Annotated in this window: 17 protein-coding genes; 14 read left to right on the top strand and 3 right to left on the bottom strand. The window is 58.3% G+C overall.

Annotation, left to right across the window (positions count from 1 at the left end):
* The first annotated feature begins 132 nt into the window (after positions 1-132).
* From deoD to CORAM0001_RS07560, 6 genes are all read left to right on the top strand, one after another.
* On the top strand, positions 133-858 hold the full coding sequence (gene deoD / locus CORAM0001_RS07585; RefSeq protein ID WP_005511204.1) for a purine-nucleoside phosphorylase: 726 nt from the start codon (positions 133-135) through the stop codon (positions 856-858).
* A gap of 50 nt (positions 859-908) precedes the next feature.
* On the top strand, positions 909-2,354 hold the full coding sequence (locus CORAM0001_RS07580; protein ID WP_005511142.1) for an MFS transporter: 1,446 nt from the start codon (positions 909-911) through the stop codon (positions 2,352-2,354).
* Positions 2,355-2,693: 339 nt separating this feature from the next.
* Positions 2,694-3,710 carry a class 1b ribonucleoside-diphosphate reductase subunit beta gene (nrdF, locus tag CORAM0001_RS07575; RefSeq protein WP_005511160.1) on the top strand — a complete coding sequence of 339 codons (1,017 nt, stop codon included), beginning with the start codon at positions 2,694-2,696 and terminating at the stop codon, positions 3,708-3,710.
* A gap of 328 nt (positions 3,711-4,038) precedes the next feature.
* A complete protein-coding gene (gene ctaD, locus CORAM0001_RS07570; RefSeq protein ID WP_005511131.1) occupies positions 4,039-5,739 on the top strand; it encodes an aa3-type cytochrome oxidase subunit I in 1,701 nt (566 codons plus the stop codon).
* A gap of 233 nt (positions 5,740-5,972) precedes the next feature.
* Positions 5,973-7,265 (top strand): phosphoserine phosphatase SerB, encoded by a 1,293-nt coding sequence (gene serB / locus CORAM0001_RS07565; protein ID WP_005511219.1) that lies wholly within the window; start codon positions 5,973-5,975, stop codon positions 7,263-7,265.
* A complete protein-coding gene (locus CORAM0001_RS07560; protein ID WP_005511179.1) occupies positions 7,265-8,068 on the top strand; it encodes an aminoacyl-tRNA hydrolase in 804 nt (267 codons plus the stop codon). The genes serB and CORAM0001_RS07560 overlap by 1 nt, the downstream gene beginning before the upstream one ends.
* Here CORAM0001_RS07560 and CORAM0001_RS07555 read toward each other — a convergent pair.
* The 3 genes from CORAM0001_RS07555 to CORAM0001_RS07545 form a co-directional block, all read right to left on the bottom strand.
* Positions 8,059-9,642, bottom strand: coding sequence for an AMP-binding protein (locus CORAM0001_RS07555; RefSeq protein ID WP_005511169.1), 1,584 nt, complete (start codon positions 9,640-9,642; stop codon positions 8,059-8,061). The genes CORAM0001_RS07560 and CORAM0001_RS07555 overlap by 10 nt on opposite strands.
* 180 nt (positions 9,643-9,822) lie before the next feature.
* Entirely contained in the window at positions 9,823-11,802 is a 1,980-nt protein-coding gene (locus CORAM0001_RS07550; RefSeq protein ID WP_208854649.1) for an ATP-dependent DNA helicase, read from the bottom strand.
* A 137-nt stretch (positions 11,803-11,939) separates the two neighbouring features.
* Positions 11,940-13,250, bottom strand: a complete 1,311-nt coding sequence (locus CORAM0001_RS07545; protein ID WP_005511196.1) for a nicotinate phosphoribosyltransferase — start codon at positions 13,248-13,250, stop codon at positions 11,940-11,942.
* Positions 13,251-13,331: 81 nt separating this feature from the next.
* Between CORAM0001_RS07545 and clpS the strand changes: the two genes are divergently transcribed.
* The 8 genes from clpS (at position 13,332) to CORAM0001_RS07505 (ending at position 19,445) form a co-directional block, all read left to right on the top strand.
* Positions 13,332-13,625: an ATP-dependent Clp protease adapter ClpS gene (clpS, locus tag CORAM0001_RS07540; protein WP_005511165.1), complete on the top strand. Its 294-nt coding sequence runs from the start codon at positions 13,332-13,334 to the stop codon at positions 13,623-13,625.
* Between the two features lie 30 nt (positions 13,626-13,655).
* Positions 13,656-14,207, top strand: coding sequence for a DUF2017 domain-containing protein (locus tag CORAM0001_RS07535; protein ID WP_005511188.1), 552 nt, complete (start codon positions 13,656-13,658; stop codon positions 14,205-14,207).
* 84 nt (positions 14,208-14,291) lie between these two features.
* On the top strand, positions 14,292-15,395 hold the full coding sequence (locus CORAM0001_RS07530) for a P1 family peptidase (protein ID WP_005511193.1): 1,104 nt from the start codon (positions 14,292-14,294) through the stop codon (positions 15,393-15,395).
* Positions 15,396-15,411: 16 nt separating this feature from the next.
* A complete protein-coding gene (locus tag CORAM0001_RS07525) occupies positions 15,412-16,086 on the top strand; it encodes a rhomboid family intramembrane serine protease (protein WP_005511145.1) in 675 nt (224 codons plus the stop codon).
* A gap of 108 nt (positions 16,087-16,194) precedes the next feature.
* Complete coding sequence (murI, locus tag CORAM0001_RS07520; protein WP_005511134.1) at positions 16,195-17,061, top strand: glutamate racemase; 867 nt, start codon at positions 16,195-16,197, stop codon at positions 17,059-17,061.
* 73 nt (positions 17,062-17,134) lie between these two features.
* On the top strand, positions 17,135-17,917 hold the full coding sequence (locus tag CORAM0001_RS07515; RefSeq protein ID WP_005511110.1) for an MBL fold metallo-hydrolase: 783 nt from the start codon (positions 17,135-17,137) through the stop codon (positions 17,915-17,917).
* A 68-nt stretch (positions 17,918-17,985) separates the two neighbouring features.
* Positions 17,986-18,747: a ribonuclease PH gene (rph, locus tag CORAM0001_RS07510; RefSeq protein ID WP_005511207.1), complete on the top strand. Its 762-nt coding sequence runs from the start codon at positions 17,986-17,988 to the stop codon at positions 18,745-18,747.
* A complete protein-coding gene (locus CORAM0001_RS07505) occupies positions 18,744-19,445 on the top strand; it encodes a non-canonical purine NTP pyrophosphatase (RefSeq protein ID WP_005511133.1) in 702 nt (233 codons plus the stop codon). Before rph ends, CORAM0001_RS07505 begins: the two co-directional genes overlap by 4 nt.
* Positions 19,446-19,456: the final 11 nt, after the last annotated feature.

Below are 19,456 nucleotides of genomic sequence, written 5' to 3'. Positions count from 1 at the left end.
CACTCCACCCGATTGGGAACAAATGTAAATATTACTATTGACGGTTGTAATGCAGGTAATTAACCTTGGCGGTGGTACACCAATGTTCGCATAATTTTCACCCACGGCTAGTGGGAGAAGGGGCTGGAAGCCATGTCCGATACCACTGGTAAGAGCACTCCACACATCAACCCAAAGGGTGCGCCGATTGCAGAAACCATTTTGTTGCCAGGTGACCCGCTGCGTGCGAAGTTCATTGCGGAGACCTATTTGGACGATGTCGTTCAGTTCAACGAAGTTCGCAACATGTTGGGCTTTACCGGCACCTACCAGGGGCAGGAAGTGTCCGTCATGGGCTCCGGTATGGGTATTCCGTCTATCTCGCTGTACTCCTGGGAACTTATCCATGTTTTCGGCTGCAAGAAGCTGATTCGCGTCGGTTCGTGCGGTGCGTTGCAGCCGGAGCTGGACCTGTATGACGTGGTTATCGGCCAGACGGCGTCGACTGACTCCAGTTTTCTATCGCAGTACAACTTGCCGGGAACATTCGCCCCGTCCGCATCTTTCCGTCTGATTGAAGATGTTCGCGATCGTGCCCGCGAGCAGGGCATCACTACGCACGTCGGCAACATCTTGTCCAGCGATGTTTTCTACAACTTCCAGGATGATGTGAACGACCGTTGGGCACGCATGGGCGTGCTGGCTGTGGAGATGGAATCAGCTGGCCTTTATGCCACAGCCGCCGAGGCCGGTGTGGAGGCCATGGGAATCTTCACCGTGTCGGACAACATCGTCACCGGTGGAAAGACCACTCCGGAAGAACGTGAGAAGGCCTTCACGACGATGATGGAGCTGGCATTGCCGCTGGCTCGACTCTAGTGTCCTGGTCCGCAATCAATTGGCTTGAAGTGTGAAATAGGTAAAGTGCGATGAGCAATCCCGCCAGCAATACCAGCTTGAACGTGAATCCCCGTGAAAGCGCAGCATCCAAGGCTGCCGCGCCAAACCCTAAGGCCGCAGTCCCGGTCTTGCTGTTTTCCTTTGTATTCTGTTTGGTCTTGGACAATGGCTTTAAGTTCATGACCAAGCCGATTGCGGAATCTCTGGATCTCAGTGTCTCCACGGCCAGTCTGCAGGCGACACTCGCCGGTATTTTGATTGGCATCGGGGCGGTGGTGTATGCCGCATTGGCGGACAGTATCAGTATCCGCAAATTGATGATTGTCGGTATCGGCTTTGTCGCCGTGGGCTCTCTACTGGGTTATTTCTTCCAGGGAGTATGGCCAATGGTGCTTACTGCCCGCATTATTCAAACTGCCGGTCTGGCGGCGGCTGAGACACTCTACGTCATCTATGTCACCAAGTACCTAAGCCCAGAAGATCAGAAAACCTACCTCGGCTTTTCCACCGCGGCCTTCCAAGCTGCGCTGCTGATTGGAACGTTGACCTCGGGAATTGTGGCTACCTACGTTTCCTGGCCGGCTATGTTCCTGATTTCGCTCATTTTGATAGTTGCCATTCCGTTCCTGATCAAGACAGTTCCGGAGGAGCAGCAGCAGAAGAGCCACCTGGATATCTTTGGCCTGTTCCTCATCGCGGTCATCGCCACTGCGGTGATGCTGTTCATGCAGAAGTTCCAATGGTGGTGGCTGGTGGTCGCTGCGCTGGGTGTCGCGCTCTTTGTCTGGCATATCCGGGCGCACGACAACGCCGTGGTCAGCCCGTCGTTCTTTACCAATGCCCGCTACGTTTGCGCGCTGATTGTTGTGCTTGTGGTTTACATGGTCCAGTTGGGGTATTCGGCCATTCTGTTGCCGTATATGGTCGACGAGCTCTATGGCATCAATCTCGACGGTGCTGCCTATATTCTCGCGCCGGGCTATCTCTGCGCTGTCATCGTCGGTGTAATGTCTGGCAAGGTTGCGAAGTTCCTGCCCTCGAAGCAGGCCATTGTCGTAGCTATCAGCATCATCATCGTGGCGTTGCTCATCCCCGCAGTCCTGCCGGGGGCCGGTGTTGCCACGGTTATCGTCTCCATGATTCTGTTCCCATCAGGGTTCGCGCTCATGTATGCGCCGTTGGTCGCGACCGCACTGCAAAGCATTCCCGCGGCCAAGTCCGGTGTCGCAATCGGTTTCTACAATCTGACTATCAACATCGCCGTCCCGGTTGGTATTGCGTTAACGGCCATGCTTGTTGATTCTCGACCGGCCTTCTTCAGCGCTCTCTCCATCGCGCAGTCTGAAGCAGAGGGGGTCTCCGCTACCATCGCTTGGTTGCTGGCGCTCATGGCTGTCGTAGGTTTGCTGGTGTACGTCATCTCCGACCGTATCATCAACGACACCGCTGAAAACCGAGAGAAGGTCCACGCCTAGGTTCGTGCAACATTTTGCGCTTGGTGCTTGACGACGGACGTTGCGTCGTCAAGCACCTTTTTCTTTGTATGACGTGGGCGCCTGACGGGGAGGGGTGCAAATAAAAGGCGTTCATTGGAGAGTTGGCCAACAGCGGTGTGCTGAAAGAGGGCAGTGTGGGTAAGCTGCTAAGGGTAGTGGCTCCTTTTATCGGGAGCCTGACGTTTTGTAGTGGGACAAGGCTGGAATAGCCACCGCTGCAGCCGCTGTTTTGAACTCGTAAAGAGTGAAGGGCGTTCCTTATATATAAGGTGTGTTCGAAAAACGGCAATATCAATGAAAAAAGGGAGAGGTTTCCACGTGAGTTTCGATGATTGCCCACCCTCGACTCCGGCCCACCGTGAGAAGAATCCAGAGTCGCGTGCATGCCCAGTTGCGGCTATTGACTGGAACACGATTCCTGATGACAAGGATCTCGAGGTTTGGGATCGTCTGACCGGTAACTTCTGGTTGCCGGAAAAGGTGCCGCTGTCGAATGACATCAAGAGCTGGAATACGCTCAACGCACTGGAGCAGCGCACCACGATGCGAGTGTTCACTGGTCTGACCATGCTGGACACCATCCAGGGCACAGTTGGCGCAGTATCGCTCATCCCGGATGCGCTGACTCCGCACGAGGAAGCTGTGTATACCAATATCGCCTTTATGGAATCGGTACACGCAAAGAGTTACTCGTCGATCTTCCAGACGCTGGCGTCGACCCCTGAAATCCAGGATGCGTTCCGTTGGGGCGAGGAGAATGAGTACCTGCAGAAGAAGGCCAAGATCATCCTCGACTACTACGAGGGTGATAATCCGCAGAAGAAGAAGGTCGCTTCCACCTTGTTGGAGTCCTTCCTGTTCTACTCGGGCTTCTACCTGCCGATGTACTGGTCCAGCCACGCCAAGCTGACCAACACCGCGGACATTATTCGCCTGATTATTCGTGATGAGGCAGTTCACGGTTACTACATTGGTTACAAGTACCAGCGCAACCTGGAGCGTTTGACCCAGGCCGAACGTGACGAGCTGAAGGATTACACCTTCGATCTCATGTTTGATCTCTACGACAACGAGATTCAGTACACCGAAGAGATGTACGACGAACTCGGTTGGACCGAGGACGTCAAGCGTTTCCTGCGCTACAACGGCAACAAGGCTCTGAATAACTTGGGTTATGAAGGTATGTTCCCGGCCGACGAGACTCGCGTTTCGCCGTCGATCCTTTCGGCCCTGTCGCCGAATGCTGACGAAAACCACGACTTCTTCTCGGGTTCCGGCTCTTCCTACGTTATGGGTAAGGCTGAAGTAACCCAGGATGAGGACTGGGACTTCTAAAAGCACAGGTGTAGGGAACATTCCGCACTGAGACCTACTCTGGTAACAGCACACACGGGGGTAGTAGTCCTAGCCTCGACGGTTCTTGCTAAAAAGGCGTTAGCCCAGGTTAAGACAATTCTCAGGAAACTAATAGTGTGCTTAGCTGAGTGGGGAAGTGAGCCGGAAAATCCCTTAGCCTTAACTTTTTCCAAGGTTCAGACTAGAATCTGGCACATAGCGGTAGGTGGGTTCGCCGTCGCGTACTCGCCTGCACTATTCTCACAAGGACAAAACTTGAAATCCCTGTAGTGAGTTACAGGAAATCTTCGCGTAGTAAGGAGGAAGAATGACTGCAGTAGCGCCTCGTCCAGATCATGGCGTTGTAGCGCCGGAACGGCCGCAGCCGTTCGGACATGAGCGTAAGGGCAGCTGGGCGTGGGAAATGCTGACCACGACTGACCACAAGAAGCTGGGCATTATGTACATCATTATGTCCTTCTCGTTCTTCTTTGTCGGCGGTCTGATGGCTCTGCTGATCCGTGCTGAGCTCTTCGCCCCAGGACTCCAGTTCCTTTCCAACGAGCAGTTCAACCAGATGTTCACCATGCACGGCACGGTGATGTTGCTTCTGTTCGGTACCCCGATCGTTTGGGGTTTTGCTAACTATATTCTGCCGCTTCAGATTGGCGCTCCGGACGTGGCTTTCCCGCGCCTGAACGCTTTCGGCTTCTGGCTGACCACCATTGGTGGCATCCTGATGCTGTCGGGCTTCCTGACCCCGGGTGGTGCTGCTGACTTCGGTTGGACCATGTACTCTCCGCTGTCTGACCCGATTCACTCTCCGGGTGTCGGTTCTGACCTGTGGATTGTCGGTGTCGGTGTTGGTGGTGTCGGTACCATCGCTTCCGCTATTAACATGACCACTACTGTTCTGTGCCTCCGTGCACCGGGCATGACCATGTTCCGTATGCCGATCTTCACCTGGAACATCCTGGTTACCTCGATCCTGGCTCTGTTGATCTTCCCGATTCTGACTGCAGCTGCTCTTGGTGTTCTGTACGACCGTAAGCTGGGCGGCCACATTTACGACCCGGCTAACGGTGGCGCAATGCTGTGGCAGCACCTCTTCTGGTTCTTCGGTCACCCAGAGGTCTACGTCCTGCTGTTGCCGTTCGTGGGCATCATCACCGAGGTCGTTCCGGTCTTCTCCCGTAAGCCGCTGTTCGGCTACGCAGGTATGGTCTTTGCAACCCTGTCTATTGCAGGTCTGTCCATGGCTGTGTGGGCACACCACATGTTCGTGACCGGTGGCGTTCTGCTTCCGTTCTTCTCGTTCATGACCTTCCTGATTTCGGTCCCGACCGGTGTTAAGTTCATCAACTGGATGGGCACCATGTGGCGTGGCCACATGACCTTCGAGGCTCCGATGACCTTCGCTCTCGGCTTCATCGTGACCTTCCTGTTCGGTGGTCTGACCGGTATTATGCTGGCTTCCCCGCCGCTGGACTTCCACGTCTCCGACACCTACTTCGTCGTTGCACACTTCCACTACACCCTGTTCGGTACCCTGGTCTTCGCTTCCTACTCGGGCGTCTACTTCTGGTTCCCGAAGATGACCGGTCGTATGCTCGACGAGAAGCTGGCAAAGGTTCACTTCTGGCTGACCTTCATCGGCTTCAACCTGACCTTCCTGGTCCAGCACTGGCTGGGTAACGAGGGTATGCCACGTCGTTACGCCGACTACCTCGAGACTGACGGTTTCACTACCCTGAACATGATTTCCACCGTTGGTGCGTTCATCCTGGGTCTGTCCGTTATCCCGTTTGTCTGGAACGTCTTCAAGTCCTGGCGCTACGGTGAGGTCGTCACTGTTGATGACCCGTGGGGTTACGGTAACTCTCTCGAGTGGGCTACTTCTTGCCCGCCGCCGCGCCACAACTTCACCTCGATGCCGCGCATCCGCTCGGAGCGTCCGGCGTTCGAGCTGCACTACCCGCACATGGTTGAGCGTCAGCGCGCAGAGGCCCACGTTGGTCGTCAGCTCTAAGAGCTAGTGGCTACATGGCTGATGCAACTCTGAGTTAATAACTACGCGAAGCTACGGCCCCATCACGGTTCCCCGTGATGGGGCCGTAGTCTTGTCTTTGAGAGTCTTTCCTGGGGGATGGGCAGCGGGAGGGCAGGGGGGGGCGAGCTAGCGGCTCCACTGGCCACCCACTGAAGTGCGGAATCTCGCTATGCGATGAGCACTTCGCCGGGGCTTCATGCGATACTGGATTAGTGAATGAACAGGTAATTACCTCTCCCAGTCAGTCTGTAGATACCGATGCTCTGTCGGTTTCGTTGGCACCGGGACTAGCTCCGGTGCTTATTACCGCTGTTGGCCGAGACCGCCCGGGTGTCTCCGCAGCTTTCTTTCGCGTGCTCGCGGCCCACGGAGTTCAAATTCTGGATGTGGAACAGTCGGTTTTCCGCTCTAATCTGAGCCTCGGTGCGCTTGTTGGTGTCGCAGAAGAAAAGGTAGGCGTTCTCCGTGAGGGGCTCATTGAAACACTGAAGCCTCACGGCATGACTGTCAGTTTCCAGCTGGATGCTCCGATTGAGCGCAGCGATGGATCTACCCACGCACTTGTCGTGTTGGGCAATCCGGTCAACGCTGAGGATATCTCCCGTATCGGCCGCACTCTTGCTGATTACGGTGCAAACATCGATTCCATTCGCGGTATTGCTGACTACCCAGTTACTGGTCTGGAATTGCTGGTCTCTATTCCGGACCCGAAGCCGGGCGCGGGCATTCCGCTGCGTAAGGCGCTGGCCGAGCTTGCACAGGCCCAGGACATCGACATCGCAATTGAACGCGCCGGTTTGCAGCGCCGCTCCAAGCGCTTGATTTGCTTCGATGTGGACTCAACCTTGATTACCGGTGAGGTCATTGAGATGCTGGCCGCCCACGCTGGTCGCGAGGCGGAGGTCGCAGCGGTTACAGAGCGCGCTATGCGCGGTGAGCTGGACTTCGCTGAGTCACTGCACGAGCGAGTTAAGGCTCTGGCTGGCCTGCCGGTCAGCGTCCTGGAGGAAGTTACTAACTCCATCGAGCTGACTCCAGGCGCCCGCACCACGATCCGCACGCTGAAGCGCCTCGGTTACAAGTGTGGTGCTGTCTCCGGTGGCTTTATCCAGATTTTGGAGCCGCTGGCAAAGGATCTCGGTTTGGACTTTTACAAGGCCAATACCCTTGAGGTCGAGGACGGAAAGTTGACTGGAGGTGTGGTCGGCGATGTCGTCGATAGGCAGGAGAAGGCCCGCAGCCTCAAGGCGTTCGCCGCAGAGTCGGGGCTTCAGATGCATCAGACCGTCGCGGTCGGCGATGGGGCCAATGACATCGATATGTTGTCGGTCGCAGGCCTTGGTATTGCTTTCAACGCCAAGCCAGCGCTGAAGGAAATCGCTGACACGTCGGTCAACGTTCCATTCATGGACTCGATTCTGTTCATGCTGGGCATTTCCCGCGATGAAATCGACGATGCCGACCGCGAAGATGGCACCTTCCGCCGCGTGCCGTTGGAGCAGTAGTGCAACGCGAGGATCACAAGAATCCAGCTGTCACGGACGCATCATCGGTACCGGAGTGGTTCCGCATCGCCCATAATCTCCTGCCACAACCCGATAGGGAAGATCGTGGTGAGGATGTGCCGTGGGCAATGGCTATTGTGCTTGAGGTTCCGAAGAAGGAACGCCCCTCGCGCACTGCGCTGCTCCGCGCCACCGCGATGGCTGTGGTTGCTTGTTGCCTGGACGAACGCGCAGGCGATGACACTTCTGCCTATCAACAAGGTCTGGCGTCTTGGTATGGGGCGCGCATCCGCAAGCTCACACGTCGCGCTCGCAATATCGGCTGGCAACGCGCTCAGCTTGCACCGGGCGTCACCATGGAGGTCGACGGCGCGCAAGCTCGCGCACTAGTGCCAACTCCTGTCGACGAAACCTATCCGGAGATTGCCAAACTACAAATTTCCGGCACCGATTTGCCTTACGACGACCCGGAGAACGCATCTTCCGACAACTCGGGCGGCCATGGGAGCGCTGATACCTTTGCTCCGCCAGTGATTTGGGTGGACAAAAACCTGAATATGTCCGTAGGAAAGGTGGCCGCGCAGGTTGGACACGGGTCGATGCTCTATGCGGCCACCCTGTCGGTTGAGGATGCCTGGGCGTGGGCACAAAGTGGCTACGCGCTGGATGTGAAAGAAGTACCGCGGGAGCAGTGGCCAGCGCCAGAGCTTCGCGCGGTCGAGGTTCAGGATGCCGGGTTTACCGAGATTGCTCCCGGTTCAGTGACTGTCGCTGTGACCCCTGGGGCAGTAACTCACGACTGAGCGCGTGCTGCCTCCATGGCCTTGAGGTCCTTGCGCAGGATTTTGCCCGTCGCCGACTTCGGGATTTCATCCATGAACTCGACTGCTCGCACCTTCTTGTACGGTGCGACGCGGTCGGCGACGTAGTCCATAATCTCGTCTTCAGTCACCTGCTTGCCCGCCTTGAGGACGACGTAGGCCTTAGGAATCTCCTCGCCGTCGGAGCGAACGACACCACTGCAGGCGGCATCGGCAATATCCGGGTGGCTGAGCAGCACGGACTCGAGCTCAGCCGGTGGAACTTGGTAGCCCTTGTACTTAATCAGTTCCTTGAAGCGGTCGACGATGTACACATTCCCGTGTTCGTCGAGTTCCGCAACGTCGCCGGTACGCAGCCAACCGTCGACAAGCGTCTCTGCCGTCGCCTTCGGGTTGTTGAGGTAGCCCTTCATCACCTGTGGACCATGAATCCATAGCTCACCTGCCTCCGAGCGCCCCTCGGCGGGAACCGGGATTTCCTCAAAGCTGTCGGAGTCGAGGTTGACAATCTTGTACTGAGTGTTGGGGACTGCGCGACCGATCGAGTCCAGCGGACTATCGTGGCCGATGCGGATGTGGGCTGCTGGCGAGGACTCGGTCATGCCGAAGCCCTGTGCGACCACGCAGTCAAGGCGCTTTTCCACCTGTTCCGCGAGGTCAAGTTGGAGAGAAGCGGCACCCGAGAAGATTGTCTCCAGGCTGGACAGGTCAAAGGAATCGACAGCTGGGTGCTTGGCCAGGCCCACAGCTACAGGCGGTGCGATGAACGCGAACTTCACCTTGTTCTCGGCGATGATGGACAGGAAATCGACGAGGTCGAACTTGCCCATGGTGTACTGCGTCGTGCGGCGCCACAGGCACAGATTCAGCAGCGCAGTCAGGCCGTAAATGTGGAAAAACGGCAGGATTGTGACAGCCGGGGTGTCCTCGGTCAGCGCGTTGACTGTAGCTCCACCCGCCTGAGCGACGTTGGCCACCAAGTTGCGGTGAGTGAGCTGGACGCCCTTCGGTACACCAGTGGTACCAGAAGAGAAAGGAATCACAGCAACATCGTCGGGCGAAACTACTACGTCCGGGGCAGCGTGGCCTTCCGCAAGCAGCTCGCCCATGCCGTGGAGACCCGTCAGGCCGATAATCATCTCTTCCGGGAGGCCAGCGGCCTCAGCGCCGTTAGCACCGGCCCAGCCAATCGACGAAGTCGTCAGCATCATCTTGGCGTCAGAGATACGCAGCTGCTTTTCAACGTCCTCGGCAGTTGCCAGCGATGCAACGGTCGTGCAGACAGCCCCCGCGCGCAGGACACCGTGAAGGGCGACGGCGAAAGTTGTCGAGTTGGGGCAGTGGAGTGCCACCACATCGCCCTTCTTAATCCCACGTGCTGCCAGCGCACCCGCGAACTTTTCAATGCTGGCCTTCAGATCACCGAAGGTGACCTCGGAGCCTGAGTCAACGATTGCAAGCTTGTCCTGGTGACGTGGCGAAATTTCTCCGAAGAGGAACTCAAAGAGTGAGGTCTCCGGGATGTCGATGTCGGGGAGGTTGCTGGAAAGGGGCATGCAGGAAATCGCCTTTCTAATCTCGTGCACGGCTGCCAAGTGTCCTGCTTCATTAGCTCGGGCACTGTAGCAGTGCTGTGTTTCACATCACAATAATGTGTTGGATAGAAAAGCGTGGGTTTTTCAAGAAACTATGCCTAATCCAGCATCACCTAGTGAGGCCAGACAGCCCCCTCTGAATCAGCTTTGGGTCAGCCGCTGTAACGCTCCAGCCGCAATATCCAGGTTGGTCGTCCGCCAGAAGTCAGGCATCGACGCGGCAATCCAGGAACCATAGCGCGCAGTCGCCAACCGTGAATCCAGCACCGCAACAACCCCGCGGTCATCGACTTGACGTAGCAGACGGCCAGAACCCTGCGCCATCAGCAGCGCTGCATGTGTCGCTGAGACCTCCATAAAACCGTTTCGGCCAGCAGCATTAGCCGCATCGGAGCGCGCGGACAGTAGCGGGTCATCGGGGCGGGGGAACGGGATGCGATCGATGATGACACACGATAGCGATGGGCCAGGAACATCGACGCCTTGCCACAGCGTCAGCGTGCCAAACAAACACGTCTGCGGATCAGCTGCGAAGCGATTAACCAGAGCACCGATAGAGTCATCGCCTTGGCACAGGACGTCGTAAGGCAGGCGCTTGCGCATTTCCTCCGCCGCTGCCTCGGCACCTCGGCGGGAGGAAAACAGCCCCAGCGTTCGCCCACCAGCGGCGCGGATGAGGCGTTCCATGATTGCGAACTGCTCCGGTGTGGCGCCGTCGCGTCCAGGTCGTGGCAGGTCGCGTGCGACGTAGAGGATGCCAGATTTCTGCGGGTCAAAGGGCGTGCCGACGTCCAAGCCATCCCACCCAACGGAGGGAAGCCCCCAGGCGGCGGCCATAGCATCGAACTTGCCGCCAAGAGCAAGTGTTGCTGAGGTCAAAACGACGGTGGATTCGCCGAAGAGGCGTTCGCGAAGCAGTGCTGCGATGGACAGGGGAGCGACATAAACTGTCTTGTTCTCGCCAAGCCATACGACATCGTCGCTACTGAACTCTAGAATCCGGACGACAGTGTCGTGCATATTCTCCACAGCAGCTCGGACGGTCTGGCGCTCAGTGTTGTCAGAGTCAGAGCCCGAACCATCAGAGCCCGACCCGCCGGAGCTGCCTGAGCCAGAGGTGCCCAGCGTGGTCTGCAGTTGCCACAGGCTATCGCGGAGCGAAGCTAGCGCCGCTCCCAGCTCACCGGGAATTTCTTCGAGTGCGCCGCTGTAGGCGTCGGCAAGCAATGCGACGGTCTCGCCGAGTAGATCCGTGGCATCGGTGACATCATCGACCTGCTCTGCGGCGCCGAACTTGCGGGCGCGGCGGGCCATCATGGTGATACCGGCAGGGGAGAGCTCGTCGGTGGCAACAGAGGTGATTCGACCGTCGAGCTCGTGAGCCTCGTCAATGACAACGCAGTCGTGCTGCGGCAAGATCATGGCGTCGGAGAGCGCATCGATGGCCAACAGTGCGTGATTGGTGACGACGATGTCGACGTTGGAGGCCTCGCGGCGGGCTTGTTCGGCGAAACACTCCTCGCCGAAAGGGCAGGAAATGGCGCCGACGCATTCGCGAGCCGTGACGGAGACCTGTCGCCAGGCTTCGTTGGAAACTCCCTTGTCCAGACTGTCGCGGTCGCCGGTGCCGGTGTCATTGGCCCACTCGCGTAACCGCATGACCTCGGCAGCGGTTCGGCTGAGCTGCGCTTCGCTGAGTAGAGCAGTTGGGCCGCCCATACCGGTCGGCTCGGATTCGTCACCGTCCATGACAGGATCTTTGATGACATTTCCAACCTTGGACTTGCACAGGTAGTTCGAGCGGCCCTTGAGGATTGCGAAGGTTGGCGTGCGGGACAAGTGTGGCTCCAGCGAACTGACTAGCCGCGGCAAGTCGCGTTCGACCAACTGGCGTTGCAGCGCAATGGTCGCCGTGGAAACAATTACTGACTCGTCGGACTCCATTGCTTGCACAATGGCAGGCACCAGGTAGGCCAGCGACTTACCTGTACCGGTACCGGCCTGTACCGCTAGGTGCCGCTCGCGCGCAAAGGCGGAGGCCACTGCCCGGGACATTTTGACCTGATTCGGGCGAGTCGTTCCGCCGAGGCCCTTCACTGCCGCATCGAGAAGACCTTCGATGCTATCCGCGTTATGGACGCTGGCTCTCGGCGAAGCTAGCTCGTCAGCATCGTCAACATCGTCAAAGTCGTCAAAGTCGTCCGATAGATCAGCAAAATCTGCGTGCTCGGGAGTATCCGACACAGTTCCCCCGCCGCCTAAACGCCGTGAAAACGGACGGACAGTACCGGCTCGTCACGGGAAAGTGCGAGCCCCTCCCATGGGAGGCTGACCAGCGCTTTAACCAAGTGATCGCGGGACTCCTCCAAAGTCGGTAGTCCATCGACGACCTCGCCATTGCGCATCATCGGAATGGTCAGATCGCGGTAGTGCAGGTTGCCCACATCGGGGATTTCCGAGCCGAGCGGGAAAGCGATTTCCTCCACGGCGGTACCGGAACGACGGCAGGTACGAATCGCCGCCTTCACGCCACCGTGGCTTCGCTTGTCCAACGAGCGCTTGGCGACGGGCACCCCATCAACTTCGACCATCTTGTAGACCAGGCCCGCAGTTGGCGCGCCGGAGCCTGTGACTACAGAGGTGCCCACGCCGTAGACATCGACCGGCTCTGCCCTCAGCGCCGCAATGGCGAATTCATCGAGGTCAGAGGACACTACGATGTTGGTGTTGTGTGCCCCTAGCGAGTCGAGCTGCTGACGCACCTGGCGAGCGAGAACTCCGAGGTCACCGGAGTCAATACGTACACCGCCGAGTTCCGGGCCCGCGACCTCAATAGCGGTATTCACGCCCTCGGTGATGTCGTAGGTATCCACCAACAAAGTGGTGTCGGTTCCCAGCGTGTCAATCTGGGCCTTGAAGGCTGCAGCCTCGTTTGTCGTGCCATCTGGGTTGGTGTGCAACAGAGTCCACGCGTGCGCAGCGGTACCGGAGGCTGGGATGTTGTACCGTGCCGCTGCCTCCAAGTTGGAGGTGGCGCTAAAACCTGCCAGGTATGCGGCGCGGGCAGCAGTCACAGCTGCTTCTTCATGAGTACGACGCGAACCCATTTCAATAATCGGGCGCCCGCCGGCAGCCGTGACCATTCGGGTTGCTGCCGAGGCGATGGCGGAGTCCGCATTGAGAATGGAGAGAATAACAGTCTCCAAAATGACGCACTCGGCGAAAGTGCCTCGCACCGTCAAAATGGGCGAGGCGGGGAAGTAGAGCTCTCCTTCGCGGTAGCCGTCGACTTGGCCGCTGAAGGAATAGTTACGCAGGTAATCCAGTGTCCGGTCATCGAGGAAGTCCAGCGAAGCCAGCTGCTCCTCGGTGAAGCGGAAGTTGCGGATAGCTTCCAACACACGCGCTGTACCAGCGACAACGCCATAGCGGCGCTCATTCGGCAGACGACGGCCAAACACCTCGAAGGCGACCTGGCGCTCGCCAGATCCGTCGGCAAGCGATGCCTGCAGCATCGTCAGCTCGTACTTATCGGTGAGAAGGGCGGTGGAGGAATGCTTATCAATCACGGTCAATAGTCTAGTCGGCTGAAGCTGGCCGGGGCAGTCAGTTCCGGCGAGCGCGCGCCACTCCGTACTATCCTGGTGCCTATGAGCATGCCAGCAGCAACACCGATGCCCACTATGGATGCCGATGTCGTGACGGAATCGAACCGACCCTGGCAGTGCATTGTGTGGGATGACCAGGTTAATTCGATGAGTTATGTCACCTACGTGTTCCAGATGCTCTTCGGCATGGACCGAAAGAAGGCGCACGCGCTGATGATGACGGTTCACACGGAAGGCAAGGCAATCGTGTCTTCCGGTGAGCGTGACAAGGTGGAGGCCGATGTGAAGAAGCTCCACAAGGCAGGCTTGTGGGCAACAATGGAGCAGGCTGACTAAACCGATATTCGACAGCGGGAGAGAATTTACATGCGTCCTTGGAAGCGCAAGCGATCCCTTCTCGGCGGTGGCGTCAAGTACGTCACGGCTTTCGAAGGCACGGAGCGAGATTTGCTGCTGAATCTGGCTGCTACTGTGGCGGACTCGCTGATGGAGCGAGCCCGGTCGGCGCCGAAGGATGAGCTCGCGGAAATGACGGGCATGCCCGTCGGGCACTCCGAGGCCCCATCCGATCCGAAGCTTGCGCGACTGTTGCCGGACTTCACCAAGCCAGGTGAGGAGAGCGTGGAGGGGGAAAACGCCCTCATGCGCCAGCTGCATGAGTCGGAGATTGTAGAAAGCAAGCTCCATTCTCTGCGTGCGATTATCGACGCCCTGGAGCCCGCCGAGTCGGGGCAGGTATCCATTTCGGAAAGCGATGCCCATGCCTGGGTTGCAGGTATCAATGACCTACGTATTTACCTGCACGTTTCCATGGAGAACCTCAATGGCTCCATCGAGCAGATCGAGCAGACCGACGCGATGTACCAGTGGCTGTCCTACAACCAAGAGTCACTACTGGATCAGCTCATGGGTGAGTAGCGAATCCGAGCAAAACCCCGAAAGATGCAGTAATCACCTAAGGCTAGCTGCAATGAACTGTGGTGAAAGGTGCCGTGGTCGACAATGAATTCTGAGATCTTCGCAATCAGCCCCACCGACATTCGACACCAAGCCAGCAGTGCTGCGCTGGGCACGAGCATCGACATCGGCGCAGGCTGTCTCGATTCCATCGAGGGCATCTCCATCGGTCATGCTGCTGAGGGGGATACCGGAGTCACCGTTATCGCCGCTCCAGGCGGTGCGATCGGCGCTGTCGATGTTCGCGGCGGCGGGCCTGGCACCCGCGAGACCGACCTGCTCGCACCGGAGAATACGGTCGAACGCGCCCACGCTGTCGTTTTGGCTGGCGGCTCCGCGTACGGCCTCGCAGCTGCCGACGGAGTTATGCGTGAACTGCGCGACCGCGGCATTGGCTTTGAGGTCACTCCCACTCGTCCGGATATTCTCGTGCCCATCGTTCCCGGTGCGGTCATCTTCGACTTGCTGTTGGGTGAGCCGACGCTGCCCACCGCTGAACTCGGGCGCGAGGCGTTGTCGCACGCGCTTGACGACGTCCCGGAGGGCACTCCCTCCGGCACAGTAGGTGCCGGTGTCGGCGCTATGGCCGGGGCAATCAAGGGTGGTTTTGGACAAGCCCGTGTGACCTCCGCCGATGGTAAGTACTTTGTGGCTGCCGCAATGGTGGTCAACTCCTTTGGTGCGGTCATTGACCCGGAAGGACGCCTTTACGGAATGCCCGCGGCTGCCGGTGCCAGCAAGGAGGCATTGGCCCAGCTGGACCAGGTTTTCGTCGGTAGAACCAAAATTCTCGCCGATGCGGCTGGCGATGGGGAGTCGTCGGCAAGCACGCGAAACACAACGATTGGCACAGTGATAACCAATGCGCCGGTGACAACGGCGCAGTTGAAGCGGTTGGCGATGTGCGGTCATGATGGGCTGGCACGAGCGATTCGGCCGGCCCATGCGCCGATGGACGGTGACACGCTGTTTGCACTCAGCTCGGCTGAGGCGGCGGATGGCGAAAACGCTGAACCCGTGAGCTCGGATCTGGTGGCCCTGTTGGCTGCGATGGCGGCCGATGCGGTGCAGATGGCTATTGTCGATGCCGTGATGAGTGCAACGGGACGCGCGGAAGTAGCCGCGCTGTCAGAGATGCTGGACAAGTAGTGAGGGAAGTTCGCCAATGAATCCGCAATGGAGCACGGGACAACAGCAGAATTACCAGAACTATGCGCAGTACCCGATGGGCGGTCCCGTGCAGACGCGGCGGAATAATCAGATTGTTCCACAGGATCGCGACGGCGGGCTCGGGGCGGCCATCAGTACGGCTATTGGGTACCTGGTACTTATCTGGACGGTCTTTCTTGTCAACGAATTCATCTTTGGTGGGGCGCTGAACAACTTCGGTGTGCGCCCACGCGAAACCTCGACGCTGTGGGGAATTTTGACCGCACCGCTGCTGCACGCAGATTACGGGCACATTATGGCGAACTCTCTGCCCGGGGCGTTGTTTGCCGGTTTGATTGCAATGTCGTCGAAGCGGCTATTTTGGCAGGTCACACTCTTAATTACGGTCGTTGGTGGCGGTCTGACATGGCTGGTCGGCGGTGTAAATACCGTCCACATCGGTGCGTCCGGCCTGATTTACGGCTGGCTGGCGTTTTTGGTCGTACGCGGTTTCGTGAATCGTCGGGTGATGCAGATTATTTTGGGCGTAATTCTGGCATCGATGTATTCGGGCCTTATTTGGGGAGTGCTGCCAACACAGGCGGCTGTTAGTTGGCAGATGCACCTCTTCGGTGGGCTTGCGGGCATCTGGGCTGCGGTGATGTTTAAGCGCGGTCGTGCACGTGGTTAAGAGTGCGCGTGGCTAAGAACCCGAGGTGCGTGGCATCAGCTCCTGGCGGAATCGGCCTAGAATAGTAGCTTCGGTGTTTGTCCAACGATACGAGGAGTCCAGATAGCGGTGGGAGTAGGAGCAGAAACTCAGGCAGTCAATCAGCTGACGGCGCAGGATAGCGGCTTCCCCGACCGAACAGCGCCGATTGGCATCTTTGACTCCGGCGTCGGTGGGCTGACAGTGGCGCGTGCCATCATGGATCAGCTGCCGCACGAGTCGATTATGTACATCGGCGATACTGCCAACGGCCCTTACGGACCGCTGCGCATCGCCGAGGTTCGTCAGCACGCTGAAGCGATTGCCGATGAACTGGTTGCACGCGGCTGCAAGATGATTGTCATTGCCTGCAACACTGCTTCGGCCGCATTTTTGCGTGATGCCCGCGAGCGCTACCCAGTCCCAGTAGTCGAGGTCATTCTGCCCGCTGTGCGCCGTGCTGTCTCGACCACCAGGAACGGAAAAGTCGGCGTAATCGGTACCGCCGCCACAATTCGCTCCCGTGCCTACCAAGATCTCTTTGATGCAGTGCCCGGCGTGGATGTCTCCGCGGTCGACTGCCCGCGATTCGTGGACTTTGTCGAGCGAGGAATTACCTCCGGTCGCCAGATTCTGGGACTTGCAGAGGGCTACCTCGCGCCATTGCAGGCCGATGGTGTGGACACCCTCGTGCTGGGCTGCACCCACTATCCGCTGCTGTCTGGTGTGATTCAGCTGGCCATGGGGGAGGACGTCGCCCTAGTGTCCTCGGCGGAGGAGACATCGAAGGATGTTCTGCGCATCCTCACAAAGACCGACATGCTCGCCGACCCGGAGAGTAATCCAAACCCTGTGCGTACATTTGAATCCACTGGAGATCCGCAGGTTTTTGCATCACTGGCAAAGCGCTTCCTCGGGCCGGGTATTAGCCAGGTCACTATGCATTCCCAAATGTGACCTTTCTTATTAAACCCAGACACTCCATCGGTTTTTTGCTCGTTTTTGATCAATTACATGGCAAGCTTGAAGTATGCGATTGAAGGTTCTGGGATGTACAGGCAGCATGGGTGGCCCATCGGCGCCAGCATCTGGCTACCTCATTGAGCTGGATAACGGTCGAACCTTTGTCATTGATTTGGGTCCCGGTGTCCTCGCCGAATTGCAGAAGATCTCTGATCCTGCAGCTTGCGATTTGTTACTAACTCATGTGCACCCAGACCACACTGCAGACATTCCAGGGCTGCTCGTCTGGCGTCGCTTCCATCCGACAGCCCCGGCGAGTTCCCGGAATCTCCTGGTTGGCCCCGGAGACATTCACGACCGGATAGGCACCATGTGCCAAGCACTGGGAAGTGAAGAAGATGCCAACCTGGAAGACACCTTTGACCAGGTTGTGAGTAACCCCGGTGAGCCATTGTTAGTCGGTGGGGGCGAAGCGGACGGAGGTGCCGTCGTCACGCCGTATAACATGGTCCACCCGGTGCCAGCTGTTGGGTATCGCATTGAAGCAGATGGCCTGACCATTGCGTACACCGGAGATACTGCTTGGACCGATGAACTGGTGGAGCTGGCGCGGGATGCGGATATCTTCATCTGCGAAGCCACCTGGTGCAGCAACGAAGAGGGCACCCCGCCGGACATGCACCTGACGGGCTATGAGGCCGGAAAGGCAGCGACGTTGGCGGGGGTTAAGAAGCTGGTGCTGACTCACATTCCGCCGTACGCCGACGGTGAAGAAGCACTACGTGCCGCGAAGAGTACCTTTGCCGGCGACGTTGAATTGGCCTACCTGGGCATGGAGCTAGGCGGCTAGTCTCAGCGAATATTCGGTTTCCGTACAGCTGTCGCACTGCTTCCGCGCCGGGCGGTAGGGTAGTTGGCATGACTACAGCTAATTCCGATTTTCGCCGTGCAGATGGACGCGCGGTTGATGAAATGCGCAAGGTGACCATCACTCGCGGCTTCACCGACAATCCGGCCGGTTCTGTGCTGGTTACTTTCGGCAATACGCGTGTGATGTGCACCGCTTCTGTTGAACAGTCGGTGCCGCGATTCAAGCGTGACTCCGGAGAGGGCTGGTTGACCGCTGAGTACTCCATGCTGCCGGCCTCTACCCACGAGCGCATGCCCCGCGAGTCGATGCGCGGCAAGGTCAAGGGTCGCACTCACGAGATTTCCCGTCTGATCGGTCGCTCTCTGCGAGCTGCTATCGACTTGAAGGAACTCGGTGAGAACACCATCAACATCGACTGTGATGTTCTGCAGGCGGATGGCGGTACTCGTACCGCCTCCATTACTGGTGCGTACGTTGCGCTGGCAGATGCCCTGACCTACCTGCATGCAGTGGGCGCAGTTCCGGGCACCCCGCTGAAGGCACCAGTCGCAGCTGTTTCGGTCGGCATTATTGACGGCCGTGTCTGCCTGGATCTGCCTTACGAGGAGGACTCCCGCGCTGAGGTCGACCTCAACGTGGTGATGACCGCAGAGGGCAAGTTCGTCGAAATCCAGGGCACTGGCGAGGAAGGCACCTTCGACCGCGATCAGCTGAATGACATGCTCGACTCGGCGGAAAAGGGTCTGCGTGAGCTCATCGCCCTGCAGCAGGAAGTGCTGCGCGCACCGTACCCGGGTGAGCTGCCGTGAAGCTCCTCGTCGCTACTCGAAATCCCAAAAAACTAGTCGAGCTCGACCGCATTCTGCGTGCGGCGGGTATTGATTCGGTGGAACTTCTTTCGCTTAGCGACGTCCCGGAGTACCCAGAGCGCCCCGAAACCGGTCGCACTTTTGCGGACAACGCCTACATCAAGGCTTTCGATGGCGCGACACACACCGGCTACGCGTGCTTGGCAGACGATTCGGGGCTCAGTGTCGATGAGCTAAACGGCATGCCGGGTGTGCTCTCGGCGCGTTGGTCCGGCACTCACGGCGACGATGTCGCTAACTACGAGCTGCTGCTCGCTCAGATGGGGGACTGCCCAGATGAGCGTCGTACGGCGTCTTTCCGTACCGCCTGCGCGTTGGTCGTCCCCGGTGTCAAGGAGGTGCCGTCCGCGCTTGTCGACGGCGGTTTCCCAGCCGTCCTCGATGAAGCCGGTAACCTGCTGCTGGTTGTAGAGGGCCGCTGGCCTGGCTCCATTCTGCGCGAGCCTGTTGGGGACAATGGGTTCGGCTACGATCCGGTGTTCGCGCCCGCAGTTGGTGAGGGCAATGAAACTGAAGGGGCCTTGTCTGCGGCACAAATGAGCGCCGAAGACAAGGACGCTTTTAGCCACAGGGGGCGTGCACTGCGTGCCTTGACTCCGACGCTGAAAATTCTGGCTGAGGTTGAGGCGAAGGGGTAGCCCTGGGGTGA

Source organism: Corynebacterium amycolatum SK46 (assembly GCF_000173655.1).
Taxonomy (GTDB): Bacteria; Actinomycetota; Actinomycetes; order Mycobacteriales; family Mycobacteriaceae; genus Corynebacterium; species Corynebacterium amycolatum_A.
The sequence above is the reverse complement of the archived record's forward strand: the minus strand, read 5'-3'. Positions and strand labels throughout refer to the sequence as shown.